This window comes from Ignavibacteriales bacterium (assembly GCA_026390775.1).
Taxonomy (GTDB): domain Bacteria; phylum Bacteroidota; class Ignavibacteria; order Ignavibacteriales; family Melioribacteraceae; genus Fen-1258.
In genome coordinates this window covers 1,043,819-1,060,082 of the sequence record JAPLFF010000007.1, presented here as the reverse complement: position 1 = coordinate 1,060,082, position 16,264 = coordinate 1,043,819, and the positions used below count along the sequence as shown (strand labels likewise).

Annotated in this window: 14 protein-coding genes; 1 reads left to right on the top strand and 13 read right to left on the bottom strand. The window is 36.4% G+C overall.

What is annotated here, in order from left to right; translation table 11 throughout:
* Positions 1-41: 41 nt before the first annotated feature.
* The 12 genes from NTZ27_09905 to NTZ27_09850 form a co-directional block, all read right to left on the bottom strand.
* On the bottom strand, positions 42-1,031 hold the full coding sequence (locus NTZ27_09905; GenBank protein MCX6175053.1) for a threonine/serine dehydratase: 990 nt from the start codon (positions 1,029-1,031) through the stop codon (positions 42-44).
* The gene (locus tag NTZ27_09900; GenBank protein MCX6175052.1) at positions 997-2,295 is read right to left on the bottom strand and encodes a SpoIIE family protein phosphatase; all 1,299 of its coding nucleotides are present in this window, start codon (positions 2,293-2,295) and stop codon (positions 997-999) included. Before NTZ27_09900 ends, NTZ27_09905 begins: the two co-directional genes overlap by 35 nt.
* A 58-nt stretch (positions 2,296-2,353) precedes the next feature.
* Complete coding sequence (locus NTZ27_09895; protein ID MCX6175051.1) at positions 2,354-2,953, bottom strand: TetR/AcrR family transcriptional regulator; 600 nt, start codon at positions 2,951-2,953, stop codon at positions 2,354-2,356.
* Between the two features lie 77 nt (positions 2,954-3,030).
* The gene (locus NTZ27_09890; GenBank protein MCX6175050.1) at positions 3,031-5,652 is read right to left on the bottom strand and encodes a valine--tRNA ligase; all 2,622 of its coding nucleotides are present in this window, start codon (positions 5,650-5,652) and stop codon (positions 3,031-3,033) included.
* Between the two features lie 119 nt (positions 5,653-5,771).
* The gene (locus NTZ27_09885; GenBank protein MCX6175049.1) at positions 5,772-6,515 is read right to left on the bottom strand and encodes a hypothetical protein; all 744 of its coding nucleotides are present in this window, start codon (positions 6,513-6,515) and stop codon (positions 5,772-5,774) included.
* 23 nt (positions 6,516-6,538) lie between these two features.
* On the bottom strand, positions 6,539-7,195 hold the full coding sequence (locus tag NTZ27_09880) for an HAD family acid phosphatase (GenBank protein ID MCX6175048.1): 657 nt from the start codon (positions 7,193-7,195) through the stop codon (positions 6,539-6,541).
* A gap of 86 nt (positions 7,196-7,281) precedes the next feature.
* Positions 7,282-8,910 carry a hypothetical protein gene (locus tag NTZ27_09875; protein MCX6175047.1) on the bottom strand — a complete coding sequence of 543 codons (1,629 nt, stop codon included), beginning with the start codon at positions 8,908-8,910 and terminating at the stop codon, positions 7,282-7,284.
* Positions 8,911-8,948: 38 nt separating this feature from the next.
* Entirely contained in the window at positions 8,949-10,313 is a 1,365-nt protein-coding gene (gene hslU, locus NTZ27_09870; GenBank protein MCX6175046.1) for an ATP-dependent protease ATPase subunit HslU, read from the bottom strand.
* Positions 10,314-10,324: 11 nt separating this feature from the next.
* Positions 10,325-10,861 carry an ATP-dependent protease subunit HslV gene (gene hslV / locus NTZ27_09865; GenBank protein MCX6175045.1) on the bottom strand — a complete coding sequence of 179 codons (537 nt, stop codon included), beginning with the start codon at positions 10,859-10,861 and terminating at the stop codon, positions 10,325-10,327.
* A gap of 22 nt (positions 10,862-10,883) precedes the next feature.
* Entirely contained in the window at positions 10,884-11,549 is a 666-nt protein-coding gene (locus NTZ27_09860; GenBank protein ID MCX6175044.1) for an isoprenylcysteine carboxylmethyltransferase family protein, read from the bottom strand.
* Positions 11,546-13,021, bottom strand: coding sequence for an RNA polymerase factor sigma-54 (gene rpoN / locus NTZ27_09855; protein ID MCX6175043.1), 1,476 nt, complete (start codon positions 13,019-13,021; stop codon positions 11,546-11,548). The genes NTZ27_09860 and rpoN overlap by 4 nt, the downstream gene beginning before the upstream one ends.
* 2 nt (positions 13,022-13,023) lie before the next feature.
* Positions 13,024-13,590, bottom strand: coding sequence for a DUF3109 family protein (locus NTZ27_09850; protein ID MCX6175042.1), 567 nt, complete (start codon positions 13,588-13,590; stop codon positions 13,024-13,026).
* 125 nt (positions 13,591-13,715) lie between these two features.
* Here NTZ27_09850 and NTZ27_09845 point away from each other — a divergent pair, with 125 nt between their 5' ends.
* On the top strand, positions 13,716-14,477 hold the full coding sequence (locus NTZ27_09845; GenBank protein MCX6175041.1) for an SDR family NAD(P)-dependent oxidoreductase: 762 nt from the start codon (positions 13,716-13,718) through the stop codon (positions 14,475-14,477).
* Between the two features lie 33 nt (positions 14,478-14,510).
* On the opposite strand, the gene NTZ27_09840 is transcribed toward NTZ27_09845, so the two are convergent.
* Positions 14,511-16,148 carry a M14 family metallopeptidase gene (locus NTZ27_09840; GenBank protein MCX6175040.1) on the bottom strand — a complete coding sequence of 546 codons (1,638 nt, stop codon included), beginning with the start codon at positions 16,146-16,148 and terminating at the stop codon, positions 14,511-14,513.
* Positions 16,149-16,264 lie beyond the last annotated feature (116 nt).

The following is a 16,264-nucleotide window of genomic DNA, read 5'->3' as shown; positions in this document are numbered from 1 at the left end:
ATACAAGATCAGCTTTTTTATTGAAGTGATCTTAAAATGATCTATGACCACGGCAGTTTTTCCAAATCCACATTTCCGCCGGAGAGAATAAGCGCAACTTTCTTTCCAGAAAATTTTTCTTTATTCTCGGATATTATCGCAAGTGTTACCGCTGAAGAAGGTTCAACTATAATTTTCATTCTTTCCCATATCATTCTCATAGCATTAATTATAGATTCTTCTTCTGCGGCTATTATTTGGTAAATATTATTTTTAATTATTGAAAAAGTTTTTTCGCTAAGATTCGTTAACAGACCATCACAGATAGTTTTTGGATTTACAGACGGATAAATTTTTCCATCACGAATAGACCGGAACGCATCATCGGCTCCTTTCGGTTCTGCGCCGATAACTTTTGTATTAGAAGAAAAATATTTTGTGCTTAGACAGGTTCCGCTTAGCAATCCACCGCCACCAACAGGAACGACTATAAAATCTAAATTACCCAACTCATCATAAATTTCCTTAGCACACGTTGCTTGTCCGGCGATGATCGAATAATTGTCGTAAGGATGGATAAAGATTGCACCGGTTTCTTCAACAACTTTTTTCAATGCTTCTTCCCGGGCTTGAAGAGTCGGCTTGCAGAAAATAATTTTTGCATCATATCCCTGAACAGCATTCTTTTTTATTTGTGGTGCGGTTCTAGGCATCACAATGTATGATGGAATATTTTTCATCTTTGCAGCAAGAGCTAATGCAGCGGCATGATTTCCCGACGAATGAGTTGCAACACCCGACGGTAATTCTGTTTCACTCAAAGATAAAACCGCATTACTTGCACCTCTAAACTTAAACGCCCCAACTTTTTGAAAGTTTTCACACTTGAAATATAATTCGCAGCCAAAGATAGAATTAAGAGTTGAAGAAGTTAGTATTGGCGTACGGTGAATTTGCTTAATAATTCGTTCGTGGGTATCTAGAATGTTTTGTTTTGTCGGCTCGTGTGTTAGCATATTATTTGATTCTGAGGATTCCAAGCGTGATGTCATCGCTTTGTTCGGCGTCTCCTCGAAATAATTTTATTTCATCAAATACTATTTTAGATAATTTGCTAACATCAAGAGTTTTATTCTTAGAAAGAAGTTTTTCAAATCTCTCTTCGCCAAATTCTTCTTCATTCTTATTCATAGCCTCAGGGATTCCGTCAGTGTAAAAAACAATCATATCGCCTGTCTGTAAGTTAATAATTTCGGAACTGTAGGGAAGGTCAATGCTTCCAAGCAACAATCCGCCAGCGGATAGTTTTTCAAAAGAACTGTTACCGTGTTTAAAAAGATATGTCGGATTATGCCCGGCATTAATGCTTATTAAATTTTTATTTGATTGGCCATAAAATCCAAACCATGCTGTGACAAATTTATCCGATGTAGTAGAGGAGATTAAAAATCGGTTAAATGATTGAACGAATTCAATCGCGTTGTAATTCTCTTTTCTAACGATAAAATAGAATTGAAGAAAAGAATATAGAGTAGATACAATTAACGCAGCAGGAATGCTTTTACCGGAAACATCAGCGACAAAAAATAATGTTGTTTCGTTGTCTATCTGGATTACATTAAAATAATCACCCCCGATTTCTCGTGCCGGTTTAAGTTTAATACAGACATCAACATTTTTTACTGTTGGTAGTATTTCCGGAAGGAATCTTTGCTGAATCTTCCAAGCGGTTTCCATTTCATGTTTTGTCTGTTCGGCTTTTATTTCTATTTCATTCAATCGTGCATTTTCTATTGCAACAGCGCACTGAGCGCCAAGGGCTTCGAAAAGATGAAGATCTTCCGTGTTAAATTTGCCACTATTCTTTTTGTTAATTGCTTGTATTATTCCAACTAATTCGTTCTTGTCAATCATAGGAACGCAGATCATATTTCGTGTCTTGAAACCTGTGGACGTGTCAAAATCTTTGTTGAAATGCGGATCGCTGTAGCAATCGTTAATAATAAGCGATTCTTTTTTCATTGCAACCCAACCGCCAATTCCCTCGCCAAGTTTTAAAGGTTTAGATTTTAATGAAGCACCTTTTCTGCCAGAAACTGTGTGAAAGTATAAAACGGATTTGTTTTTATCATACAGCAAAAGAGAAGCAGCTTCGGTGTCTAATAGTTTTTTGCTCGAAGAAATTATTTGATCAAGCAACTCGTGAAGGGGTTTTCTTGCAGAAATTTCATGTATGATAGTTTGAAAAAACTTTATTCTCTTTAGAAGGGAGAGATATTCAAGTTTATCAAGCTCGACCGTAGATTTTGCTGCCATCTACTTCCTTTTGATAATGATAAATGTAATGCGTTAAGAAATATTACGAAATATTATTTTAAGTTTTGATTGCAGACCAGAAAAAATCAATATGCATATTTACGATCTTAAAAACCGCACTCATGTTTTTATTCTCACCAGAGACAAGATGTTCTGTACGTATGAGAAATAACGGAGCAATAAATTGTTCTGCAAGAATCTCGGGATTGAACTGTTTAACTATTTTGGTTTTAATCATTTCACCAAAGATCAAACGGCACATTTTACGGAGCTCGTTTAAGTAATCGGTCGTGGAAAGTTCTTTGTTCCCGATATGCGTAAACTGTTCCATCAAAAGTACGCGAATAAATTTTCTTTCCGGCGGCGTATTCCAATAGTTTATCAATCGTTCTGCAAAGTTTCGCAAGAATTTTTCCGGATTAGACAGATCGTCAAGGAGATCATCGCTTAAAATTTTTTCGCTAATAGTTCTTGATTTGAATTCAGCGAGGATAGCTAAAAATATTTCTTCTTTTGATTTGTAATGATTATAAATCGCGCTTTCCCTAATGCCAACCACACGTGCGATCTGTCTTATTGAAGCTCCATTATATCCATGCCGAGAAAAGAGATCTAAAGCTGTTGATAATATTAGCTGTTTTGTATTTGCCTGTTTCAATTAATAAACCCTTAATGAACACTCGTTCACAATATACAATTTTACTTATTGAATGTATAGTAATGAATAATGAAATGTTATTTTAGATCAGAAAGGATGGTCTTCAATTTATCAAGCGCTTTTTCCCAATCGGCAAGCTTTGTCCTTTCACGCTCTAGAACTTCAGCAGGAGCTTTGGCAACAAACCCATCGTTGGAAAGTTTTTTCTTAACACCTTCAAGCGAAGAAGTAAGACGCGCAATTTCTTTTTCGATCCTGCCGCGTTCAACACCGACGTCAATCAATCCTTCAAGAGGAATAAAAATATCGCAGCCCTTAACCACAGCAGAAGCGCTTGCTTTTGGTTTTGTAATGTTCGCATCAAACTTAAGATCGTTTATGCGGACAAGAGATTTTATGTAGCGGACTTGTTCTTCGGTTACTTTTTCTGTTTTTAAGAAAACATTTATCAGTTTAGACGGAGGAAGATTCATCTCTCCGCGGATATTTCTGATTGCTGAAACGACTTCCTGAACAAAAAGAATTTCTTCTTCGGCTTTCTTATCAATTAATTTATTATTGAATTTTGGAAATGAAGAGGTGGAAATACTTTCGCCTTTTTTACGTTCATCGAGTAATTGCCAAATCTCCTCAGTTATAAAAGGCATGAACGGATGAACAAGTTTCAACATTTCTTCATACAAAAGAACAACTCTTGTTAATACGGCAGATTTCACTTCTTCGGCGCCCTGGTATAATCTATTCTTGGCAAGTTCTATATACCAATCGCAGAAATCATTCCACACATAAGAATAAACAATCTTCGATCCGTTGTTCACTTCAAATTTATCGAGAGTGTCATTAAACTCTTTCATGGTAGTTTGAAAGCGGGACATAATCCATCTATCTGTAAAATCAATATGTTTATCTTTCAATGCGGGATTGAGTGGAATATTTTGTGCGTTCATTAATAAAAATCTTCCGGCGTTCCACATCTTGTTTGCAAAGTTCCTTCCGATCTCAACCATCTCTGAACTAAAAAGAACATCCTGTCCGAGCGGTGCAATGTATGTCATCGTAAAACGCAAAGCGTCTGCACCATATTCGTCAATCAGATCAAGCGGATCGGGGGAATTGCCCAAAGACTTACTCATCTTTCTGCCCTGCATGTCACGCACCAGGCTAGTGAAGTAAACATCTTTGAATGGAATTTCTTTCATGAAGTACAATCCTGCGATGATCATTCTTGCAACCCAAAAGAAAATTATATCTGGTGCTGTAACAAGTAGGTCGGTCGGGTAATAATATTTTTGATCACGCTTGTTAGTAAAAACATCCTGTGCCCAGAGCCAGCTTGAAGCCCATGTATCAAGCACATCATCATCTTGATGCCAATTCTCAATGTCTTTCGGCGGATTAACCTCGCAGTAAATTTCCTTTGTTGTTTTATGATACCAAACCGGAATGCGGTGTCCCCACCATAATTGACGGGATATACACCAATCTCTAATATTGCTCATCCAGTGTTCGTAAGTTTTTGTCCAATGTTCGGGATGAAATTTTACTTTGCCCTCCATAACAAATTGAATTGCCGGCTTGCATAGTTCATCCATCTTCATAAACCACTGTTCAGAAAGATAAGGTTCGATAGGAACGTTGCCGCGTTGGGAGTAACCGACCTTATTAGTGTAGTCTTCTGTTTTATAAAGAAGACCGAGTTCCTCAAATCGCGCTACTACTTTTTTACGGACTTCATAACGGTCAATCTCTTGAAATTCTTTCGGCACATTTCCGTTTGTTGTAGCATCTTCATTAAAAATATTAACGAACTCAAGATTATGACGCTTACCCATTTCATAATCGTTTTCATCGTGCGCAGGAGTTACTTTAACTGCACCGGTTCCGAATTCTTTATCAACATACTCATCAGCAAAAAGAGGAATCTGTCTACCAACTATCGGAAGAATAATTGTTTTTCCGATAAGATGTTTGTAGCGCTCGTCTTCTGGATTAACAGCAACACCGGTATCACCTAGCATAGTTTCCGGGCGAGTTGTTGCAACTATTACAAACTCTTTGGAATCCTTAACCGGATATTTGAAATACCAAAGTTTTCCTTGAACTTCTTTGTAGAAAACTTCTTCATCGGAGATTGCCGACTTCGAAGCCGGATCCCAATTTACCATTCTATAGCCACGGTAGATCAAACCTTTTTTGTAGAGATCTACAAATGCTTCAATCACTTTTTTGTAATAGTGATCATCCATTGTAAACCGCTCTCTTTGCCAATCGCAGCTTACGCCGAGTTTGCGCAACTGCTGAAAAATTATTCCGCCATATTTTTCTTTCCACTCATAACAATATTTTAAAAATTCTTCGCGCGAGATATCGTCTTTAGTAATTCCTTTTTCCTTTAAGAGAGCAACTACTTTTGCTTCAGTGGCAATTGATGCGTGATCAATCCCCGGCACCCAGCATGCATTAAATCCGTTCATCCGTTTGTAGCGGATGTAAATATCCTGCAGGGTGTTATTAAGTATATGCCCGATGTGAAGTATGCCGGTAATGTTCGGCGGAGGAATTACAATTGTATATGGAGTTCTGCTATCATCAACTTCTGAATGATAAAGATTGTGATCTTCCCAATACTTATACCATTTGTCTTCGGCTTCTTTCGGATTATAAGCTTTTGGAATATCTGCAAGATTTTTAGGATTCATTAACGGTTCTTTAATTTATAATAAGTGAATGCAAATATAATAAAAAGAAAAACTGCATAAGAGCAGCTTTCTATTGGGAACTCATATTCTCGCTTAAGCAAACAATTTGTTTAATATTTTTATTTCAAAACCACCCAATCCTCAATAGTTTCAGAAGTCGTAAAATATTCTCCGTTGCAATTAAGCGGATTAGCGTCTCTAGCTTCTTTGGAAATAATAATATCATTGCGAGAGGTAATTCCATGCTGCTGATAATTTTGAAACAGCGTGTCGGTTATAACATCAAAGTATGAGATCAACTTTCGGATAGAATTATAGGGATGATTCGGAATCATATGAACTACTGCAATATCGGAACTAGTTTGTGAACCGATGTGTGTACCGATCTGTTTCCCGGCAATAACTTTATCTCCAACTTTTAGTGGGCTTGATAAATTTATGTGAAAGATTATAAAATAATAATTAGGGTATTGATCCGACCTAATTTGTACTTGCGTCCCCGCCCATTCCTCAATTGTTCTATCAACCGTTCCGTTGATCGGAGAATAAATTTTTATAGTTGACGCGTCTATATAGTCGGAAGGCCTATAATAATGCTTCATACTTCTGCAATGTTCAATTTCGTCCGAGTAATCGTGTCCGGCACTGGAACGGAATTTTGATATCTGAGATATCTTACTCAATTCGATATAATCGTTAATTACAAATTTCGGAATTATAGTCGGATCTGCTTCCTCCGGTGTGTTTGGGTCCGGATTAGCAATTTCATCTGTGTTATTATCTTTATGCGCACATGAAAAAAGGGATATTGAACACAATGCAATGAAGAAAAAGAAAAATATATTTCTAAATCTATGCTGCATAAATAATTTTTCCACAATATGATTTAATCAAGCAGATATAAATAACTCGGTAATTTTATTTTTATTCCCGTGCTATCGCCAACAAGATCACTCCACTGATCACCGATACAAGCAATAATATTATAACCTTTAGAAACTAGTTCTTCGCGTTTTGCCGCTTTCCATTCAGCTGTGGGAATTTTGCGTTCGTTATCCGATCGTATAATCAACGTATCAAATTTTGCGTAACCTTGTTCGATAAGATTTCTCTTCGTTGCTTCACCAACTTCTGCATAACGTCCGGTAACAAATATTACATGTATATTCTTTGAAAGAAGATAGTCATAAAATCGTTTTGTATCCTTGATTGCAGGCGCAATTCCTTTTTGCTGCCATTCGTTCCAAAGCTTATCAACGTATCCGAATCCGATTTCCTTTGTGTATTCATAATTGGAAAGAGCAGTCTCATCAAGATCAAACACTACAGCAGACTTTCCCGAAAGGTTTATTCCGTCTATTTGATCAATTGCATTATCAATTATCTTTGCACACTCGCGGTCAAACTCGCCTGATTCATAATATGCTTGAACAGCATTCTTTGCCGCACCGAGATTCATTATTTGAAGAGTAGGATTTGTTGAAGTGCAGCCTATAATCAATAACGTAAGAAGAATTGTTATATAAATTCTAGGTGATTTCAATTTTTCTCGAATAAGTTTAAACTAAAAATAAATATTTTATAGACAGTTGGAAATATAACTAACCGGAAAGAAAATACTTACAACTTTCATTTTTCTATTAACCTTTTTGCTCCATCAACGATTGATTTGGGGTAGCCGACATATTCTAAAAGAGCAATTGCGTTTTTGCTTGTTGCGTTTCCCTTATGAAGTTTATAATCGAAGTGAAGACCGTCTCCTGTCATTTGTTCCTGGAAGTGATAGTTTAGATAATTCTCTTTCAGTATCTCAGTTAACTGCAAATCATGGGTTGCTAGAATCGTAAAATCTTTTCCGTTTGTCAAATATTTAAGAACTTCAATTGACGCTGCAGTCCTTTCCACTGAATTTGTTCCCCTAAAAATTTCATCAATGATAAACAAATTAATATTATTTGTACATGAAGCATTAACAATTCTAAGAATAGATTCAACTTCCGCCATATAATAACTTTTGCCGGACATTAAATCATCGGCTCTTTCAATGGAAGAAATTATTTTTAGAAACGGGGCCTCATATTTTTTTGCTGTACACATATTTAAGGTTTGAGCAAGAACGGCATTAATGCCAATCGTTTTGAGGAAAGTTGTTTTGCCGGACATGTTGGATCCGGTAAGAAGAATGTTTTTCGATTCAAATCTAAAATCGTTTGAGATGGGATCAACAATTAAAGGATGAAATATTTCTTTAACATTAAAGTGATTAGAATTGTTGCCAAAAAAAGGAGTAGTAAAATTGGGAAACTGCTTCCTGTAGGATGCAATTGAAATCATTGCATCTAAATATCCGACCGTTTCAAAAAGCTTTCGCAAACCGTGAAGATTAATTTTTATCTTATTTAAAGCGGAATAAAATCCGGTTATTTGAGACAAGAAATAAATATTGAAATAAGCAGCAATCGGATTATTCTCACTTAGTTGAAGGGAGTAAATATTATACGCAACCGACCTGACAGGCTTTAAGTTTTTATTTATATCTTCACAGACTTCCGGAAAATCATTTTTTATTAGATCATGAATTTTTCCTGCCACATTGATTAAAACTGCAAGATACTGGAATGACGCAAGAAATTGTTTCAACTTATTCTGATTTAGAAAAAGAACAACTGAATTAACCGCAAAGGGAATAATTATAAAACCAACGTGTAAAAAACCCGAAAGAACTAAAATCAATAACCAGATTGCAAGTGCAGACAGACAATAAAATACGAAAACATATTTTGGCTTTTGCGGAAGAGGAGTCCATAATGAAAAGACTAAATATTTTACATAAGGTCCTGCAAGTGGCAATAAAGCGACTTGAATTTTTTCTCTTAAAGCGCGGTTCTTTGAAACAGCATTAATTATGTTTTCCCGCGCAATTAGTTCTTCTTGAGTTAGAAGCGGTATTCTTAAAAGATCATAAAGATATTGTGCACCGATAGGTGTAATGGTTCTATCTACAGTTTTTAAAAATTCGTCCATATCGAGGTCATTCCACGTACCATCATTTAGTGTGTAATAATCTTCAGATTCTTTTTTCTCTTTGAATTGGAATAATAATTTTGAGATTTCCAGATCTGTAGAATTCTCTGAAAACTTTCCCCATTGATTACGAAGTTTTTTTATTGCGCGGTATCGTTGAACGGCGGAATAAAATTTAGAAATAATAATCGCAACAATAATTACAGAAACAAAGAAAATAATATTTATCGCCATTCTTTATATCTCTAATTCACAAACTTTACAAAAAGAATCTATAAAATATATTTACTCAAATCTCTGTTCTTAACAATCTTGTCAAGTTTTTCATTTACCATCTCTCCGGTGATTTCGATTGCCGCTTCGGGCATTTTATCCGGCACTTCAAATAAAATATCTTCAAGAAGAGTTGTTAAAATTGTGTGCAATCTTCTTGCGCCGATATTTTCTACCTGGTCATTCACGGTCGCAGCTGTTTTTGCGATCTCCGTTATTGCATTATCCTTAAATGAAATTTGAACGCCCTCCGTTTGCAGCAGCGCGGAATATTGTTTGAGCAACGCATTTTGCGGAATAGTAAGAATCTTTACAAAATCATCTTCACTCAGACTTTTCAATTCAACGCGAATTGGAAATCTTCCTTGAAGTTCCGGAATAAGATCGCTCGGTTTTGAAACATGAAATGCGCCGGAAGCGATGAACAAAACATGATCGGTTTTTACCGGACCGTATTTTGTATTTACCGTTGAGCCTTCAACTATCGGAAGAAGATCGCGCTGTACTCCTTCGCGAGAAACATCCGGTCCTTGCTGACTTTTGGCGCCGGCAATTTTATCTATCTCATCAATAAATACAATTCCGGATTCTTGAACGCGTTTAATTGCTTCGCGCTGAACAGCTTCCAGATCAATTAATTTTTCTGCCTCTTCCTGCGCAATAATTTTTCTTGCTTCGCGTATCGGCGTTTTGCGTTTCTTTTTCTTTTTGGGAATCATACTGCTCATCATCTCTTGCAAGTTCATCGTCATATCATCCATTCCCATCGGACCAAGAACTTGCATACCGAATGCTGGCGCAGATGTATCGAACTCAATTAACTTATCATCCATCTCTCCATTGCGGAGTTTTTCTCTCATCCACTCGCGTGTTTTTTCGTTGCGCAATTCTTCGCTCTCGCCATTTTCATCTTCAACCGTTGAAGATTTTTTCTGCGGAGGAATTAGTTGATCTAAAATTCTTTCTTCCGCCACCCGCTCTGCTTTTTCCTGTACTTCGTTTGTCTTTTCGGAACGAACCATACTAACGGCAAGCTCAGCAAGATCGCGTATCATTGATTCAACATCACGGCCAACGTAACCAACCTCGGTATATTTAGATGCCTCAACTTTTATAAATGGCGCACCGGAAAGTTTAGCAAGACGGCGTGCGATCTCGGTTTTACCAACTCCGGTCGGACCGATCAGAATAATATTGTTCGGCATAATTTCTTCCCGCATACTCTCATCAACCTGTCTGCGTCTCCATCTATTCCGTAACGCAATTGCAACAGCGCGTTTTGCATCATCTTGTCCGATGATATATTTGTCCAGCTCTTTTACAATTTGTGTAGGTGTAAGATCTTTTGTGATATTGTTCTTCATTACTCGTTTCCTCATTTGCCGATCACTTCGACAGTAATTTTTTCGTTTGTATAAATGCAGATATCTGCTGCGACTTTCAGTGCTTCTTCTACAATTTCTTTTGAAGAAAGGTTGCTATATTTTTTTAACATCTTTGCTGCGGCAAGAGCATACATTCCACCGCTTCCGATTGCTACAATATTATCTTCCGGTTCGATTACATCTCCGGTACCCGAAACAATAAATGCTTTATCTTCCGAAACGATTGCTAGCATTGCTTCAAGTTTCCGTAAATATTTATCTGTCCGCCAGTCTTTTGCAAGTTCAACAACGGCGCGGTAAACATTACCGCTGTACTGTTCAAGCTTTTCTTCAAATCTTGCTAAGAGTGTGAATGCATCTGCGGTAGATCCTGCAAATCCGCAAATAACTTTTCCATTAAGAAGCTTGCGGATCTTCATTGAGTTATGCTTCATCACCGTGTTGCCGAGCGTAACTTGTCCGTCTCCGCCAAGTGCCGCTTGCCCGTCTTTAATTATTCCTAAAATTGTTGTTGATCGAATTTTCATTTCTCTCTCCAATTTAATAATGTCATTCCGGACTTGATCCGGAATCTATTTTGGATACCGGCTTTTGCAAGTATGACTTCGCAAAAGGGACCAATCGCGGAATATTTTTCTGATATTCTATGTATTCATCGCCAAATTTTTCTACAAGCTTCCGTTCTTCATAAATCGAACCGATATAAAAATAAACAACGATGCAAATGAACATGATAAAGTAAAACAAACTCATTGTTGGACGCAGACCTAAAAACAAAATTGAGAACAAGTAAATCGGATGACGTACAAATTTAAACGCACCTTCGATCCTTAAAGTTTGTCTTTCATCTAGATCTTCAACTTTGTATTCACCACGCAAGTAACGTTCTATCTGAGCTGTTCCGAGAAATTCTTTTAAGTCGATCGGTCGCGTTGCCCAGACTAATCCAATTAGCGAAAGAACTTGGAGTGCAAATGTAATAATATCGAAAGGAAACTGTAAGTCGTAAACAATTACATTAGGTTTTGGTGCTGCCGCATAGAAGACAATAAAAAATAACAATGAGGATAAATTATAAAACAACCGGTAGAAAGCTATCTTTACGCCAAGTTTTTCTGCAAGTGCAATTTTTATTTTATTCGATGCCAGCAGCGTGTGTGAAAAAGCAAATAGTGTGAAGAGTAAAATGATAATAAAAACATCAATAGCAATCATAATTCCCTTCGCAAACGCGCGACGGATATTTTGAGCGCCTCGCGGTATTTAGCAATCGTTCGGCGAGCTACGTGTATTCCTTTTTCCTGAAGTATGCTTGCAATTCTATCGTCACTATAAGGACTGTCCTTCGGTTCGTTGTCGCAAATTTCTTTTATCAGTTCTTTAATATGTTTGTTCGAAATATCATCGCCGCTATCAGTAGAAAGTCCTTCGCTGAAAAAATATTTTAATTCATGAATACCTTGCGGACTCTGAACAAATTTTCCATTTACAACGCGGCTGATGGTGGAAATATCCATTCCAATTTCATCGGCAATATCTTTATAGATCATCGGTTTGAGAAAACGGGGACCCATCTCGAAAAATTCATATTGCTTTTCAAGAATAGCGCGCATGATCTTCATTAATGTATGTCGCCGTTGTTGAATTGATGCAATAAACCATTTTGCAGAATCAAACTTTTCCCTCAAGAACTTATAAGTTTCTTTTTCACGATTGGAAATTTTTCTTTTCCGTTTGTTAGTGTCTATCATTTCAAGATAAGTTTTACTTATTGTTACGGATGGAACACTTCTATCGTTTAAAGTAACAATATAATTCTCTTCAACTTTTTCTATAAGAAAATCCGGCGTGATCTGATTCATCTCTTCGGAATCAATGTTACCTTCTCCCGGCCGTGGATTTAATTTCTGAATCACATCAATTGTTGTGCGTAAAGTTTCTTTTGAAAGATCAAGATCTTTCTGAATAGCATCGAACCGCCTATTTGCAAAATCTTCAAAATGTTCTGATAGAATTTTCTCTGCGATATAAGAATAGTATGGATCGTAAGATGAATTTCTAATCTGGACAAGAAGACCTTCCTGTAAATTTCTTGTAGCAATGCCAATCGGTTCAAGCGTTTGGATCTGCTTAATTATTTTTTCAGCATCCTCAACTGTTACTTTTATATTTTCAAACAAATTTAATTCGTGAACCATCTTTTCTAAACTCTGTTTGAAATAACCGTCCTTATCCAATCCACCGATTATATTTTCGCCCAAGATCGTCTCTTCTTCTGTAAGATCGAGCATATGAAGCTGGTCCATCAAATTTTCTCGTAGGGATTTTTTCTGAGGAGTGATCGGACGAATCTTTTCATCGTCACGGCTTCTATTCATGCGGTCAAACTCATGTTCCGATTCAGCCTCATTCATGTAATCTTCAAGATCGAACTCATCTTCTTTACTGTCGTATTTTTCTTCTTCGTCGGCAGTTTTTAATTCTTCGCCTTCATCAGAATCTTCATTCTCTTCCTGTGATAATTCAAATTCTTCATCAAGAGATTCTTCAAGTATCGGATTTAACTCAAGTTCTGTTTTGATTCGCTGTTCAAGCGCAAGAGTATTCAACTGCAGCAGTTTCTGATATTGGATCTGCTGCGGAGAAAGTTTTTGCTGTAAAGACAATCTTTGATGAAGTGACAACATAGTTAATTATCAACCGCTTTTTTTGTTTCTTCAAACCACTCTTTGCCGAATTCTCTCTCAAGAGCAGTACGGCAGAAATCTAAAATTTTTATTTGAGTATTATTTCCTTTTTCCAATGCGGGCCCACAATCTGAATATCTTTCATAACGCAGTACAGGTCCGCTAAAATTTGAAATTCGAATTGGAAATAAATGACAAGATACAGGCTTTATAAAATCAATCTTTCCGTCGTTATGTGCTTTCTCTATCCCGCACTTTGCAATATCACTATCCCAAGTTACGAAAACGCAGGCTCTCTTGTTTAGACTTCGTGTCATTAACTCATCATTCACATTCATCCAAAATCCGTTCTTGTTGATCTCTTCGACGTGATCTTTCGGTAAATATTCTAATATAACAGGAAGAACTTTATTGATCTCTTCAATTTCGTTTTTAGAAATTGGCGCGCCGAACTCACTTTCCATTGTACAACACGCACCTTTGCATTTTGCAAGATCGCACGTAAAGTTTATATCAACAATCTCTGCGTTGACGAACACATTTTCTATTTCGAGAAATTCGCTATTCATAAATTTTAAATTAGAATTGTGAAAAGATACAAATTTTGTTCTATCTAAAAAAACTGTTGATTTTTTGGTTTAGGATTTAAGAATGACGATTTTGAAATGGAAATATTTTTTTATATGAGATCATTATGAATTTTAATAACAAAGTTGTTTTGATCACCGGCGCCTCTACCGGAATTGGAAAAGCAATAGCAGTTAAACTTTTAGAAGCGAATTGTAAATTAGTTTTAACGGCTCGGCGTACTGAATTGATTGAAAAATATTTACATCAATCACTAATTACCAATAACCAACCACTTATTTTGAAATGTGATGTTAGCAAAAAAGAAGAAGTTGTTTCCGCATATAACAAGATCAAAGAAAAATTCGAAAAAGTTGATGTAGCAATTTTAAATGCTGGCATTGGACATAATGTTACAGTAGAAAATTATAATTCACGTTTTGCAGAAGAAACTTTCGGCGCTAATATTTTTGGAATAGTTTATTGGGTTGAACAACTGCTTCCTGAATTTGTAAAAAGTAAAGAAGGAATGATAGTCGGGGTTTCATCTCTTGCTGATAACCGCGGTTACTCCGGAAGCGGATTCTATGGTGCAAGCAAAGCCGCCGCATCAATTTATCTTGAAGGATTACGCGTTGAATTAAAACGTTATGGAATAAATGTTATTACCGTTAAACCTGGATTTGTAAAAACTCCGATGACGGACCAGAATAAATTTAAAATGCCTTTGCTAATGTCGGCAGAGAAAGCCGCATATATAATAATAGATGGAATAAAAAAAGAGAAACGCGTAATACAATTCCCATGGCAGATGGTTTTGTTAACGAGGTTTGTTGGTTGTCTGCCGGGTAGATTGTATGAATGGCTGGCGATGAAAACCAAAACTTGATATGGAGTTCAATAAATTGAACCCTGGAGAAATTTATTTCAATTCCTTCGATGGAATTTCCTGTACGGTTAAAACTTTTGCAACAGGATACGGCAAAAACATTCCGCCCCATTGCGGCACAAGATATTTATCCCAATAATTCCAATAGAGCAAACCGTCATCAGTTTCCGGTTCAAGCAGATATGCAGCAACATTTGCTAATCGTTGAGATGTACGCACAATTAAACTTCCCGCCGCAAATTCCTTTTTCTCGTTAATATATTCAACCTTGATAGAATTGTTATAATGTCCTTGATTCAAGCGTGCCGCCGGTTTTAACTCTTTTGTTTTTATTGTTTGAACATCAATCGTTATTGTTTTTTCCAATTTTTCAATTTTGATTCCGTGCATCTTAAGAAGATTAATCACTTGAGCATCCGGAATGGTGATAATATAAGCATAAGGAAACTGCACACTTCGTTTGGAAAAATAATCCGCAAGGTAAGGAACGGTAACGGTTTTAACTTTATCGGTTGGTTTTAACCGGTCTCTTCCGTTCGCATCTTTGTACGGTTCCATCTCGAATGCATTAATTATTTCCGGTTGAGGAGTTGGTTTGTAAGTATAATCAACAGAAAAAGAATCTTTTTCAGTTGGATTCATTCCGCGCACAATTGTTTTTGCATCAACTTCTTTCAGCATATTTTTTATTTCATCTTTGTTCGCGGAAACGTAATCCAAGAGTGATCTAAGTAAATTATAGCATCCGGTAACGCGCGTTTTAAAATCTGCATAAACATAGTTCTCGTTCAAAATAGAAAGACGGTTTCTCAAACCGACATAGTTTACAATGTAACGCGGTTGAACTGCATCATAGTACCATCCTTTTTCCGGTGCGCGTTGATCAAAGAACTCTCCATAAAAAACATTTTGCTGTTTATATTTTTCCGTTAAGGTTGTTTTCATCCAAGGCATCATTTTATCGCGCATATAATTTATCAAACCTCTGTCACCGTTTGGATTAACCATCCATGTGTATGTTAACGGCTCTTGATGATAAGAACCGTTCGTTGTGTGAAGATCAATAAATAGAGAAGGGTCCCAGCGATTCATTGCCGATACAAATCCGCGGTCTTCAGGAGATTCAAGTTTCATTGCATCGCGGTTCAGATCAAGCATTTGTCCATTGTGGCGTACGCCAACACCATTAACAGGTCCATTCTGATTGGTTCTGTTTTGCTTGCTGATTTGTTCGTTGCCGTCCGAATTGAATATTGGACAAATTAGAAGAACAACATTTTTTAAATAATCAGGTGTTTCTTTTAATAAAATATCACGAGCGATCATTTGTATTGCTTCTTTTCCTTCAACTTCTCCGGCATGAATATTTGCCTGAACATAAATTACAATGCGTTTATCTTTTGTTAGTTCTTTCGGCGATCTTGGAAGCGGTTTTCCCATGATGATAAGCGGAACATCTCTTCCTTCAATACTTTTTGCAAGAGATTCAATTCTAATATTATTAGGATAATTCTTTTTAAGCTGTTTGAAAAAAAACATCACTTCGCTGTAACGTGATGTTGATTCAAAATTTGTTTTCTCAGCAGTTGTTAGAATTTTTTGTTTGGAAGATGCAGTTAAAAATGATGAAGTTAACATCGCAATGAATAATATTAGTCTGATTAATTTCATAATGTACCCGTAATATTAAGTTGATGTATTATTCGTTAAATTTTTCTTGTGTGGAAATTACAAAAACTTATTCTGGGTCAAAATTTAATTTTAGTTAATTTTGTAGCAATTATATC